Raw genomic sequence first — 13,405 nt, forward strand, 5'->3', positions numbered from 1 at the left:
ATTGTTGGCCGTTACAATTACCTCTCCTTCGCAATAGCCGTTTAGGCGAAAAAAGAATAGCGCAGAGATTTTCAATAAGTTTCAACTTATTCTTTTCTTATTGTCATTGTTCACCTCTAGCTAACTCCGTTTTGCAGGAAGCCTACCGTCCATTTTACTCGCACAATCTCGGCCACGATGTGGAAATGCTGGTCTTCGGGGACCTAGGCTACCCCATCGTTATTTTCCCCACTTCTATGGGGCGCTACTACGAGGCCAAAGATTTCAAACTGATAGAAGCCGTACAGTGGTTTGCCGACACGCATAAATTCAAGTTCTACTGCATTGATGGCGTAGACAAACACACCTGGTACGGCAAACACCTGCATCCGGCCGAGCGGGTGCAAAACCACATCCGCTACGACCGCATGGTGAGCCAGGAATTGGTGCCCATGTTGCAGCGCGAGTGCCACGTCGATAAGATTGGGGTGGCCGGCTGTAGCTTCGGCGGATTTCACGCTATGAACTTTGCCTTTCGCCACCCCGAGCAGGTAGCCCACCTCATTACCATGGGCGCCGCTTTCAATATTCGGCGGTTTCTCGATGGCTACTACGACGAGAACGTCTACTACAACAACCCGCCGGATTTTATGCCGGACGCGCAGAGCGAGCATTTCCATCTGATGAATATTGTGCTTGGCACGGCCGAACACGACTTCTGTAAGGACTCTAATTATCAGATGTCCGATATTTTGCACCGCAAAGGCATTCGGCACTGGCTGGATGTGGATCCGTTCGGAACCCACGACTGGCCGGTGTGGCGCGCAATGTTTCCCCGTTATTTGTCGCAGATTTAAGAGTTCATTTGGCGGATTTCCGCTTGTACTTCTCACCTTAACCCTGCCCGGACTCTTCCCTCCGGGCTCAGCTTATGAAAAAAATCGGCATCCTTTTCGGACAGGAGAACACCTTCCCTCAGGCCTTCGTGGACCGCGTAAACCAGAAAGCGGGCGGCAGCTTCGCGGCTGAATTCGTTAGCATCAACCAGGTTGAGCAGGCGGTACCCACCGATTACGCCGTCATCATCGACCGGATTTCGCAGGACGTGCCCTTCTACCGGGCCTACCTCAAAAACGCGGCCCTGACGGGAACAGCTGTTATCAACAACCCGTTTTGGTGGAGCGCCGACGAGAAGTTTTTCAACAACGCCTTGGCCGTGCAGCTTGGCGTACCGGTGCCACGCACGCTGCTTCTGCCCTCGAAAGAGCGCCCCGCCGACACCAGCCACAATTCGTTCCGCAACCTGGAATGGACCAACTGGGACGAGGCCTTTGCCAAAATCGGCTTCCCGGCCTTCATGAAGCCTCATTCGGGCGGTGGCTGGAAAAACGTGTACAAGCTCGATAACCCACACGAGTTTTTCCGGGCCTACGACGAAACCGGTCAGCTGGTGATGCTGCTGCAAGAAGCCGTGGAGTTCACGGACTATTTCCGCTGCTACTGCATCGGCGGCAAAGACGTGCTCATCATGCCCTACGAGCCCCGCAACGAGCCCCACCTGCGCTACGCCACCGAAATGAAGACCACCGGCCAAGCCGGTAAAAAGCTTCTGGCGACCATGAAAGACTACGTGCTCAAGCTAAACCAAGGCCTGGGCTACGATTTTAACACCGTGGAATTTGCGGTGCGCGACGGTATTCCGCTGGCTATCGACTTCGGCAACCCCGCTCCCGATGCCGATGTGAACTCTGTAGGTCAGCAGAATTTCGAGTGGGTGGTAGAAGCCGCCGCCAACCTGGCCATCAGCCGCGCCAAGGCCCACAAAGCCGGCCGCGATAACCTGACGTGGGGCACGTTCGTACGAAACTCAGCGGGCGGGGCCGTTGCTCCAAGCAAGAAAGCCGCGTCGAAAAAAGACGATGAGGCCAAGCCCAAAGCGAAAAAGAAAGACAAAGAATAGCTTGTAACATAGCGAACAGTACAAAAACGTCATGCTGAGCGCAGCCGAAGCATCTGGCGTGCTGACGCTGGATTACTAATCTGACATCAGCGCGCGAGATGCTCGGCAAGCTCGGCATGACGTTTTTGTAGTTCATAATACACTGACCTTATTCTACACTTATACCACCTTAACCATGACCTTGCCCCAATTCACGCTCGGAATAGAAGAGGAATTTCAGACGATAGATCCCGAAACCCGTGACTTACGCTCCCATATGTCGGAGATTGTGGAGGGCGGCAAGGTGGTGTTGCAGGAACAGGTGAAAGCCGAAATGCACCAGTCGGTGGTCGAAGTCGGCACCACAATCTGCCACAACATTGGGGAGGCGCGCGAGCAGGTAACGCACCTGCGCCGCATGGTAATTGACTTGGCCGACAAAGTCGGGCTCAAGATAGCCGCGGCCGGGACGCACCCGTTTTCCCGCTGGCAAGACCAACCCATTACGGCCGATGCCCGCTACGACAAGATTGTAGAGGAACTGCAGGAAGCCGCCCGCTCCAACCTTGTTTTTGGGATGCACGTGCACATCGGGCTCGAAAACCGGGACCTGGGCGTGTATGTGATGAACACGCTGCGCTACTTTCTGCCGCACATTTTTGCTTTGTCCACGAACTCGCCGTTCTGGGAAGGCCGCGAAACAGGCTATAAATCGTTTAGAACCAAAGTGTTTGAGCGGTTTCCGCGTACTGGCATTCCTGATTACTTCAGCAGCGCCAGCGAGTACGACGAGTACATTGCGCTGCTAGTAAAAACGGGCTGCATCGACAACGGCAAGAAGATTTGGTGGGACCTGCGCCTGCATCCGTTCTTCGACACCATCGAATACCGCATCTGCGACATGCCGTTGCGGGTAGACGAAACTGTGGCGCTGGCCGCCGTTATGCAGGCGTTGGTGGCTAAGATCTACAAGCTCAAGAGCCAAAACCTCAATTTCCGGCTCTACCGCAAAGCCCTCATCAACGAAAACAAATGGCGGGCCGCGCGGTATGGCATCGACAGCAAAATGATTGACTTCGGCAAGGAATCGGAGGTACCAACCCGGGAGTTAATTATGGAATTACTGGATTTCGTCGACGACGTGCTAGACGAGCTTGGCAGCCGCCACGAAGTGGAATATGTGCTCAAAATGTTGGAAATGGGCACCGGCGCCGACCGGCAGCTCAAGGTGTTCAAGGAAACCAACGACCTGAAAAAGGTGGTCGATTTCATTGTAAACGAAACCACCCACGGTTTATAATCACAGATTTAGGAAACGCTAGGCGTCCGGATGTCGTTTCCCTCCTTTCCGATTCGGTTTTGAGGCAGTGTAGCTGGTTGTAGCAGAAAGTTTTCTGTCGTCAACTAAGCTGGCACTGGCTCAAAGCTGATCAATATTCATTTTTGTACTTTTGCTTTTTGCTGCCACTCCCCTGCTACTTATATAGGCAGCCAATTCACTGTTCTAAAATACCCTAGCCACCGGGCGGGTTCTACTATATGAAGTCTCTGAAAATTGCCATTCTGGATATGTACAACAATGCTCCCAATGAGGGCATGCGCTGTATTCTCCAACTCGTGCGGCGGGCGCAAGAAACCAGCCCCGTTAGCCTTTCTTTCGATGTATTCAATGTGCGGGCCAACGTAGAAGTGCCCGATCTGAGCTACGATATCTTCATTTCCAGCGGCGGCCCGGGCAGTCCTCTCCCAACCGATGAAGCCTGGGAAAAACCTTATTTCGAGCTCATCGATAGCTTGTTTGCCTGGAACCGGGAACACGACCAGAAGAAGCACGTTTTTCTGATCTGCCACTCGTTTCAGCTGGTCAGCCGGCATTTAAAGGTAGGCTTGTTGAGTAAGCGCAAATCCACTTCGTTTGGCATCTTCCCTATGCACAAAACCGAAGACGGACAAGCTGATTCTTTGCTGCACATTCTTCCTGAGCCCTTCTTCTCCGTCGATTCGCGCGATTATCAGGTTACTGAGCCCAACGAGGGTCATTTGGCAGAATTGGGTATCAAAATTCTGGCCATGGAAAAAGAGCGCCCGCACGTGCCCCTCGACCGGGCCATCATGGCCATCCGCTTTACGCCCGAAATCATCGGCACGCAGTTTCACCCTGAAGCCGATGGCGAAGGCATGCTGCGTCACTTCCAAACCACCGAGAAGCGCGAGCAGATCATTGCCAACCACGGCGAAGCGAAATACGACGAAATGGTGCGCCTGCTCCAAGACCCCGAAACCATTGAGCTGACGGAGTCTCTCGTGATTCCAACTTTCCTACGACAGGCCATAACGGTATTGGCTCCAACTGCCACTGAGCAGCAACCCGCCGGCGTCACGTATTAGGCCTTCCATAAAGAACTTACGTGCTGACGTTGTGATACTATTGTCATGCTGAGCACAGCCGAAGCATCTCGCTAGTGTGGTAAACCCTAACGCTTGCCCTACGATTCGAGCGAGATGCTTCGGCTTCGTTGCACTACGCTCAGCATGACAGTTACTTTGGCAACGTCAGCACGCGAGATGCTTCGACTGCGCTCAGTATGACGAATTAGTCAAAGGCGTTTATATCCTTCCAATAAACCTCTCCACAACCAAGTTATGATTCCCGAACTCCGCGCCCGCTACAACCAAGCCTTTAGCCCCGAGCGCTACCAGGAAATGTTGCGCACGATAGAACAGGAGTTGCCGGGTCAGTTGGAGTTCCGCTTGGCCGAAACGCCGATTTTTGTACCGGCAACGCTGCGGAATAAGCTGGTAGAGGCCGGTGAAAGCATTATTGATGTCCTGACGGCACCCGACTTTAAGGCCCGTACCGAACAAGCGGTGCCGCCCGCACTTCGCGTGCCGAACGAGAATGCGCACACTTCATTTCTGGCCATTGACTACGCGGTTTGCCGGAATGCAAGCGGGGAGCTTGAGCCGCAACTTATTGAGCTACAAGGATTTCCCTCGCTGTATGCCTTTCAGGACTATTTGCAGGGCGTTTACCGCCGGTTCTTTCCCGTGCCCGATTCGGTTTCGCACCTTTTTCAGGGCCCTAGCTCCGATGACTACATAGAGAAGCTTCGGGAGCTGATTGTTGGCGACGAGAACCCGGAGAATGTTATTCTGCTGGAGCTGTTTCCGGAAAAACAGAAGACACGGATTGATTTCGAACTGACCAAGCGCGCCTTGGGCGTGGCGCCCGTGTGTTTAACCAAGGTACGCAAGGAAGGCCGGCAGCTGTACTACGAGCAAGCTAGCCGCCGTATTCCTATCAAGCGCATCTACAACCGGGTCATCTTCGATGAGTTAGCGCATTATCCGGGCCTCGAAACCGAGTTTGAGCTGACCGACGACGTGGACGTGGAATGGGTAGGGCACCCCAACTGGTTTTTCCGCATCAGCAAGTACACGTTGCCGCTGCTCCAAAGCCCCTACATTCCTCCAAGCTACCGCCTCGACGAACTGCCCGCCTACCCTACCGACCTGGAAAACTACGTGCTCAAGCCCCTGTTTTCCTTCGCGGGCAGCGGCGTAAAACTCGACGTCACGGCCGCCGACCTGGAAGTCATACCCGACAAGCACAATTTCCTATTGCAGCGTAAAGTACAGTACGAGCCCGTTATTCAGTCGCCTGACGGGTTAGTGAAGTGCGAAATCCGCATGCTCTACGGCTGGCCCGACGGCGACGCCCGCCCCACTCTGCTCACCAACTTAGGCCGCCTCAGCCGAGGCGCCATGATAGGCGTGGACTTCAATAAGAACAAGGACTGGGTTGGTGGCTCGGTGTGCTTTTTCGAGTAGAAAAAGTTGCAACTGATTGGCGCTTTAATACTTTGAAATACTTCAAACGATATTGGAACGAGACAACTGGGAATGACCTGACAGATAGTTGGGGAGCATCTTATTATTATTTTGAGACTAATGACCAATTAAATGTTGTACGACAACTACAGCTATTTGAAAAAGGACAGGTATTAAAATATAATACTGAATACTTAGAAGATAATCTTGGCGGACTTGCGGAGGTACCGCTTGAGGAAGAATTTGAGCTTTTTCAGATTAAGAAGGAAGAATTCGAACAGCTTTGGCTTTTATCTAACCATAATCAATTTCCTGAAATAGTTCTCACTGAGAAGATTTTGTGGGGACAACCAAGATTAGATGGTAGAAGGCTTGCTGTTGGTGACATTGTTAGCCAAGTTGACATGAATGATAGTATTCATGTAGCAGCAGAGGATTATGGCATTACGCTTCAGCAAATCAAACAGGCGCTACATTATTGCCGGACTTTGCAGTGCGTAAAAGATAGCCCAATAAAGTTTTACCACAATTGTACATTAAGGGTGCAGCAAGAAGGTGAGGCGGATGGTGAAGAACAAGACAACTGGAAACGAGCAGACCGACTTTACAAGGAACATTTCACGCACTAGAAGTGACAAGAGTCAGCAGGTAATAGTTAACTAATTGGCTTGTGTTAACCGAACCTTGAATCCTCCTACAGTAACGAGCCGCCAACGTTACTCCCAACCCCTTCTTCTACCCACCTAATAACCTCCCCTGCCTTCCCCGCGTAAGCCCGGAGAAAACTTCATCATATGTCTTCTCTCGTCGAAAAAGGGCTTTCTATTTCCAAAAACGCACTATTTAGCGTATTTCTCAACCGTGCTGGCAAACTCCTGGGCCGCCCCTTCCGGGCCGTGCTAGTACTCAATGAGGTAGCCAACAAGCTCGCCAGCAAGGAAAGCGGCGACAACAAATTCAAGCAAGTGTTCGATGTAGCTCGCACGCTAGTGCGGCTGGTGCGCAACTACATCAGCGGCAGCTACCGGCAAATCGATACTACCACCATCATCGCTGGGCTGGCCGTGCTACTCTACACTCTCTCGCCCATCGACCTCGTGCCCGACTTTATACCCGTTGTGGGCTTTTTAGATGATTTGGCACTGATTAGCTGGTTTGTCGAGAAATTCCAGGACGAAATCCGCCGCTTCCGTGAGTGGGAAGCCGCTAACCCCACCGACGAAACCGATGATGTTCCGGCCGCAAGTGTTGCGCCAGTGTACGCCGCTTCCAATACCAACGCGGAAAATCTACCAGCCGTAGCGGAAATGGGTCACTCCTAAACAGCTAGCTTCTTCCGTTTCAAGTGGATAGTTTCCACAACCTAAAAACGCCCAATCTTTTAAGGTTGGGCGTTTTAGTTTGATTTAGTGTTGCGCAACTCCCATCGGAACCATACCGGCTAGCCGCTTGTCCGCTATTTTTGTGTTCTTCCTCTACGCATCCACTTACTTATGATTTTACGTTTGCGGCTGGCATTGCTGGCTCTGGTGCTTGTTTCTTTTCTGCTAGATGCTCGCGCCGACGAGGGCCTGTGGTTGCCGCTGCTACTCAAGCAACTCAACGAGGCCGACATGCAGAAAAAGGGCCTCAAGCTCACCGCCGACCAAATTTACAGCATCAACCAAGGTAGCTTGAAGGATGCCGTGGTTCAGTTTGGGGGTGGCTGCACCGGCGAAATCGTAAGTAACGAAGGCTTGCTGCTTACTAATCACCACTGCGGCTACAGCCAGATTCAGCAGCACTCTTCTTTGGAGCACGACTACCTCACCAAGGGGTACTGGGCTATGAACCGGGAGCAAGAACTACCTAATCCGGGCCTTACGGCTACATTCATTATCAGGATGGAAGACGTGACCAGCCAGGTACTGGCCGGCGTTCCAACCACCAACATTCAGGAAGCCGACCGGGAGAAGATGGCGCAGGCCAATATCCAGCGCGTGGGGCAGGCTGCAGTGCAAGGCACGCATTACGAAGCATTTATCCGGCCCTTCTACAACGGCAACGAGTACTACCTGTTCGTAACGGAGGTGTTTGAGGACATTCGACTGGTGGGTGCGCCGCCGAGCAGCATCGGCAAGTTTGGCGGCGACACCGACAACTGGGCCTGGCCCCGCCACACCGGCGACTTCAGCGTGTTCCGCATTTACGCCGGCCCCGATAACAAGCCCGCGCCCTATTCCAAAGACAACGTCCCTTTCAAGCCCCGTCACCACTTGCCCATCTCGCTGGCTGGCGTGCAGCCCGGCGACTTCACGCTGGTTTTCGGTTTTCCGGGCCGCACCAACGAATACCTCACCAGTTGGGGCGTAGAAGAAACTTACTCGGTATCGAACCCCGCCAAAATCAAGGTGCGCGACGCGAAGCTGAAGATATTGGCCGCCGACATGCAGGCCTCCGACAAGGTACGAATCCAGTATGCGGCCAAGTATGCTAGTATTGCCAACTATTGGAAAAAGTGGATGGGCGAGAACCGGGGGCTGAAAAAGCTGGACGCCGTATCCCGCAAGCAGCAGCAGGAAGTAGCCTTCCAGCAGTGGGCCAACAGCGGCGACGAAGCCCGCAAAGCCGCCTACGGCACCCTACTGCCCCAAATGCAGCGTAGCTACACCGCCGCGCGCGACTACACCCTGGCCCGCGACTACGTGACGGAGGCCGCGCTAGGTATCGAGCTGATAGCCTACGCCAATAGCCTGCTTTCCCTGGCTGACTTGGCCGAGAAAAAAGTACCGGCTGCTGAACTTGCTACGGCCGCCGCCAAAGCCCGGACCGGTACCACCAACTTCTTTCGCAACTACAGCGCCTCGACTGACCAGAAAGTAGCTACCGCGCTGCTGCCCCTCTACGCCAACGGTACGCCCGCGGCCCTGCTGCCAGCCTACGTCAAAAACCTATCCAAGCAGCATCCCGGCACCAACGGCTGGAGCGCCTACGTGGCGCAGCTTTACACCAAGTCGCGCCTGACTTCCAATGAAAATGCCCAAGCTGTAGTCAACGAAGTAGCCAAAGGCGACGCGCGTGCCCTGCTCGACGACCCGGCCGCGCAACTGGCGGCGGCCATCGTCGGCAACTACCGCACGGCCATCCTGCCCACCTATACCGCCGCCACCGACAACATTGCGCTGCTCCAGCGCACCTACATGGCCGGCTTGCGCCAGCAGCAGCCCGAGCGTAAGTTCTACCCTGATGCCAACTCCACCCTGCGCGTCGCCTACGGGCAAGTGCAGCCCTACACCCCCGCCGACGGCACTCAGTACGACTTCTACACCACGCTCGACGGCATCATAGAAAAAGCCGACCCGACCAACCCGGAGTTCGAGGTACCTGCCCGCCTCGCCGAGCTGTACCAAACTAAAAATTATGGCCCCTATGCCTACAAAGGCAGCGTGCCCGTTGCTTTCATTGCCACCAACCACACCACGGGCGGCAATTCCGGCTCACCAGTCATCAACGGCCGCGGCGAGCTAATCGGCATCAACTTCGACCGTAATTGGGAAGGCACCATGTCCGACATCATGTTCGACCCCGATCGGGTCCGTAACATCACGCTCGACGTGCGCTACCTGCTGTTCGTGATAGATAAGTTTGCCGGCGCCAAGCACTTAGTAAACGAAATGACCTTGGTAAACAACCCGACCGACGCCAAGCCAGAACCGGATAAGAAAATAAAGAAGGTGAAAGTAAAGCGCCAGCCAAGCACGGCCAAAGCTGGGTAACTACTCAGCATCTGCTTGCAATAGCTTCGTCTGCATAAAGGACCACGCTTTTTGTGTAGGTTAAAGTATGACATTTAACCGCACCTTATTTTATCAACTCCGCGACCTAGCCACTTTAGCAAATCACGATGATACTCAGCTACGGTACTCATACTCTGCTTTGGAGTTGAAGTATCCTTATCACGCTGAACAATTAACCTCAGTGGGCTTTATCTATCGTTGGGGGCCGTTTGCAGCCTCAGTCGTTTTGCTTCCTCAGTTATGGCCGCTTTCTTCTTTATTGATTAAAGCTCTGTGCATAGCTTTTGCGCTTGCAGCCGTGCTCCAACTGTTCCGTAAACATATTATTCGATTGGAGCATGGAGGAAGTGCTGTACTGACGTATGCAGCTGGCGATAATTATTTTCATTTCGATTATCCAAATGGCAGTGCGTTACAAGTTGGCAGTGAATTGTTGCTAGCCGATATTCGAGCTATAAGAACGCGCACTGTCTCAAATGGCGGAGAAGATGATCCGGTGTACGGTTTAGTGGAAGTTCAACTTACTCCAGCCGATACTTGGCTGCTTCTCGCTCAACTTCCAAATCACGCTGCTGCTCGACAGCTGGTCACCGTGTTACACCACTTAACTGGTGTGCGCGATACAACAGAGGCTACTACAACCATCAGGTTCAAGAAAGCTGGTCGCCAACTGGCTCATTTTTACCACAGACTACTGCATGATAAGATTCGCTGATACCATACGATTGAACTGCACGGCGGTGCTATTCCTGCTATTGGTCACTTTACCCCTGGCAGCCCATCCCCCCACTGCGGCTACCGTGCTACTCCTGCTCCGCCCTGCTGCCGTTTTCGATGGGGAAACGCTGCATGCGGGTTGGGCGGTACTGGTAGAGAATGACCGAATCCGGGCTGTAGGGCCTGCCGCGCAAGTAACTGCGCCAGCGGGTGCTCGCACCCTTGACCTGCCCGGCCTCACCTTGCTGCCCGGGCTAATTGAAGGCCACTCTCACCTGCTGCTACACCCCTACAACGAAACGCCTTGGAACGACCAAGTGCTGCTCGAATCGGAAGCGCTGCGGGTGGCGCGCGCCACGGCTCACGCACGCGCCACGCTGGCTGCCGGCATCACGACGGCCCGTGACCTGGGAACGGAAGGTGCTGGCTACGCCGATGTAGGCCTCAAGCAAGCCATTGAGCAAGGTATTGTTCCTGGCCCGCGCCTGCTAGTAGCTACGCGTGCCTTAGTGGCCACGGGTAGCTACGGCCCCAAGCTTTCCGTGGATGTGGAAGTGCCGCAAGGTGCTCAAGAAGCCGACGGAGTTGATGGTATCATTCGGGCAGTGCGCGAGCAAATCGGCAAAGGTGCCGACATCATCAAAGTATACGCCGACTACCGGTGGGGTGCCAACGAGCCGAGCCGTCCCACATTCACGCAGGACGAGCTCAACCTTATCGTGAAAACCGCCAATAGCGCTGGTCGGCCCGTGGTAGCTCACGCCAGTACGCCCGAAGGCATGCGCCGCGCCACCTTAGCCGGCGTACAAACCATCGAGCACGGCGATGGCGGCACCGCCGAAGTATTCAAGCTAATGAAGCAGCGCGGCGTCGCCCTCTGCCCCACCGTAGCTGCCGGCGATGCTATTTCGCAGTATCGGGGCTACCGCAAAGGCCAAGACCCGGAGCCCGAACGCATCCGTCAGAAGAAAGAGAGCGTGAAGCTGGCCCGCCAGAGCGGCGTAGCCCTAGCCGTTGGTGGCGACGTAGGCGTGTTCACCCACGGTGATAATGTGCGCGAGGCCGAACTGCTTGCTCGCGAATACGGCTTCACGCCGCTGGAAGTGCTACGTGGCTTCACCAGCGGCAATGCCCGCATCTTCCAACTCCCCGACCGGGGCCGCATCCAAACCGGCCTGCTCGCCGACCTGGTAGCCGTAGCCGGCGACCCAACGCAGGACGTAGGAGCCCTCCGGCAAGTGAAGCTAGTGCTGAAAGGCGGCGTGGAAGTCAAATAATTAATTCGCGCTATGCAACAGGAAGAAACCAAAAATTTAATTGAGGCAACGCTTCCATATTTCGTGGAAGCAGAAGCAACAGAGGAAACTATTTACAATCAGTTAACTAGCACTGGAGTCGATGCTCACTTAGCAAATCAGATAATTTCCTTCGTGCCTTTAGCCTTTGGTCGTGTGCTGATGCAAAACCTTCCAGTGAGTTTTTCGAAGCATTATACACTGCACACTAATAACAAAAGGCCCCATGATTATTTATTAAGCGAGGAGCCGGTATATCAAGCAGCCCTACTTTGCGCTGAGCAAGCCGTTACCAATCAGACTTGGACGGAACATTTACATGTTGCCATAGCACTTTGGAGTGCCGAAACACAAGCCGTAAATTCTGCACTCATTTCAGGTAGTCAACCAGAGGATCTAGAGATTAGCAATCCACAGATACTTGCAGATATTGGTCCCAAACAGGCTAAAGTTAATGCTAGACCTTGGTGGAAAATCTGGTAGTTCCTACCCCGGCCGCTCTACTCCTAGCGCCTTGAGTTGGTCGGCGTACTTGTCGTAAATCACGCGTAGGTCGGCGCCGTGTTTGTCGGCATCAACTCCGATGCTGACGTTGCTGGTGTGAAAGCGGTGCAGGTGGCTGATGTGGGGCGACAAGACAGGCAGGTGCCCCGCCAGTAGGAAACGCACGTACAGGTCGAGGTCTTCGGCCATTTCGATTTCTTCGTCGTACCCACCTACTTCATCAAACAAGCTGCGGGCGTAGCAGACGTTGCCCTGGATGAAGTGCTCGGCTTTGAAAATAGCCTTGAGCATGTCCGGAGCCGAGTCGAAGCGCCAGGCGTAATAGTCTTCGTTCGGTAAGTAGCGGCGTTCTTCGTCTACGCGCAGGAAGTCGGCCACAAACCACGGCTGGCCAGGATGGCGCTCAATTAGGTCACCGTAGTGAAAGAGGCAGCGCTGAAGGAGAATATCGTCGTCGTCGAGGGGAACAAGCCAGGATTCAGCAGGTGTTTCGCGGATGAGGATGTTACGCGCTGGCCCAGGCTGGAGCTTCTTGGCTTGGCTGATAACCCGGAGCGGTCCGCCGTCTTGCTCGGCAGTGCGCAGCCAGTCGGCAGTATCATCGGTACTGGCATTTTCCAGGATGAAGTGCTCGAATTGAATATCGAGCGGGGCGGTAACGGTGGCGTTGACGCTGGCCACGGCTTCGGGCAGAAATTGGCGGCGGTTATGAGTCGGCGTGATGACCGTGAAGTGCATAGTACGAGAACAAGAAGTAAATAGCAGCCTACGTGCTGGTTTGTGAAGTACTTCACTGCGGAGCTGCCCCTCTTATTCTGTTAGATAATGGAAAAAGTTGCCCTGCTGTGTGGCCACCGGTCAACTTTGTGTGTCCGACGGGCGTTAGTTGGCTCTTAAGCCCTTCTATATGGCCAAGTTCATGGTTACGCTCCAGTTGCCCGTGGTTTTCACTGATGACTTTGTAGCCCTTATTCCTCGGCACCGCATGGTCATCAACCGGCTCATCGAGGAAAACGTTGTGGAAGCCTACGCCATCAGTGCCGACCGCACCCAAGGCTGGATAACAATGAACGGCCAAGACACCGAGGCCATTCGGCAGGTAGTGCAGAAGTTTCCGCTTTATCCTTTCTTCACCGATGTGCAAATCAATGAGTTATTCATCTTCGATAGTGTCAGCTCGCGCTTTCCGCCTATCAGCTTGAATTAAGTGAACCTGTGAGACAGTGGATTACCATTCAACGGCGCCAACACCTTGTTGAACCCAGCGTTTCATACGTTCACTACCTCATCACTCCTTTTTCTCCGGCCCGGTTTGTGCATAAGGCGGGCCATTGCCATCGGGCTAGCTTTGTTTACGATCATCT

12 protein-coding genes and 1 pseudogene are annotated in these 13,405 nt (G+C 53.9%); 12 read left to right on the forward strand and 1 reads right to left on the reverse strand.

The genetic code is table 11. The features are described from left to right. The first annotated feature begins 131 nt into the window (after nt 1-131). The 11 genes and pseudogenes from P1X16_RS10705 to P1X16_RS10755 all read left to right on the forward strand — a co-directional run bounded on the left by P1X16_RS10705 (nt 132) and on the right by P1X16_RS10755 (nt 12,020). The gene (locus P1X16_RS10705) at nt 132-836 is read left to right on the forward strand and encodes an alpha/beta hydrolase-fold protein (RefSeq protein WP_277228619.1); all 705 of its coding nucleotides are present in this window, start codon (nt 132-134) and stop codon (nt 834-836) included. Between the two features lie 74 nt (nt 837-910). Beyond that, on the forward strand, nt 911-1,939 hold the full coding sequence (locus P1X16_RS10710; RefSeq protein ID WP_277228621.1) for a hypothetical protein: 1,029 nt from the start codon (nt 911-913) through the stop codon (nt 1,937-1,939). A gap of 181 nt (nt 1,940-2,120) precedes the next feature. Further along, nucleotides 2,121-3,218: a carboxylate-amine ligase gene (locus P1X16_RS10715; RefSeq protein WP_277229534.1), complete on the forward strand. Its 1,098-nt coding sequence runs from the start codon at nt 2,121-2,123 to the stop codon at nt 3,216-3,218. A gap of 239 nt (nt 3,219-3,457) precedes the next feature. Further along, nucleotides 3,458-4,306, forward strand: coding sequence for a GMP synthase (locus tag P1X16_RS10720; RefSeq protein WP_277228624.1), 849 nt, complete (start codon nt 3,458-3,460; stop codon nt 4,304-4,306). 255 nt (nt 4,307-4,561) lie between these two features. Then, nucleotides 4,562-5,749, forward strand: coding sequence for a hypothetical protein (locus P1X16_RS10725; protein WP_277228627.1), 1,188 nt, complete (start codon nt 4,562-4,564; stop codon nt 5,747-5,749). 32 nt (nt 5,750-5,781) lie between these two features. Beyond that, complete coding sequence (locus P1X16_RS10730; protein ID WP_277228629.1) at nt 5,782-6,378, forward strand: DUF433 domain-containing protein; 597 nt, start codon at nt 5,782-5,784, stop codon at nt 6,376-6,378. 429 nt (nt 6,379-6,807) lie between these two features. Next, nucleotides 6,808-6,897 (forward strand): annotated as a pseudogene (locus P1X16_RS10735) (DUF1232 domain-containing protein); the annotation flags it as partial. 345 nt (nt 6,898-7,242) lie between these two features. After that, the gene (locus P1X16_RS10740; protein WP_277228631.1) at nt 7,243-9,504 is read left to right on the forward strand and encodes a S46 family peptidase; all 2,262 of its coding nucleotides are present in this window, start codon (nt 7,243-7,245) and stop codon (nt 9,502-9,504) included. A 67-nt stretch (nt 9,505-9,571) separates the two neighbouring features. Next, on the forward strand, nt 9,572-10,240 hold the full coding sequence (locus P1X16_RS10745; protein WP_277228635.1) for a hypothetical protein: 669 nt from the start codon (nt 9,572-9,574) through the stop codon (nt 10,238-10,240). Next, nucleotides 10,224-11,519 carry an amidohydrolase family protein gene (locus P1X16_RS10750; protein WP_277228638.1) on the forward strand — a complete coding sequence of 432 codons (1,296 nt, stop codon included), beginning with the start codon at nt 10,224-10,226 and terminating at the stop codon, nt 11,517-11,519. The genes P1X16_RS10745 and P1X16_RS10750 overlap by 17 nt, the downstream gene beginning before the upstream one ends. A gap of 12 nt (nt 11,520-11,531) precedes the next feature. After that, nucleotides 11,532-12,020 carry a hypothetical protein gene (locus tag P1X16_RS10755; protein ID WP_277228641.1) on the forward strand — a complete coding sequence of 163 codons (489 nt, stop codon included), beginning with the start codon at nt 11,532-11,534 and terminating at the stop codon, nt 12,018-12,020. 3 nt (nt 12,021-12,023) lie between these two features. Here P1X16_RS10755 and P1X16_RS10760 read toward each other — a convergent pair whose 3' ends face one another. Then, nucleotides 12,024-12,779, reverse strand: coding sequence for a glycosyltransferase (locus P1X16_RS10760; RefSeq protein WP_277228643.1), 756 nt, complete (start codon nt 12,777-12,779; stop codon nt 12,024-12,026). A gap of 169 nt (nt 12,780-12,948) precedes the next feature. On the opposite strand from P1X16_RS10760, the gene P1X16_RS10765 reads away from it, so the two are divergent. Continuing rightward, complete coding sequence (locus P1X16_RS10765; RefSeq protein WP_277228646.1) at nt 12,949-13,248, forward strand: hypothetical protein; 300 nt, start codon at nt 12,949-12,951, stop codon at nt 13,246-13,248. The last annotated feature ends 157 nt before the right edge of the window (nt 13,249-13,405 follow it).

It is taken from the genome of Hymenobacter sp. YC55 (genome assembly GCF_029433095.1).
In the GTDB taxonomy this organism is placed as follows: Bacteria; Bacteroidota; Bacteroidia; order Cytophagales; family Hymenobacteraceae; genus Hymenobacter.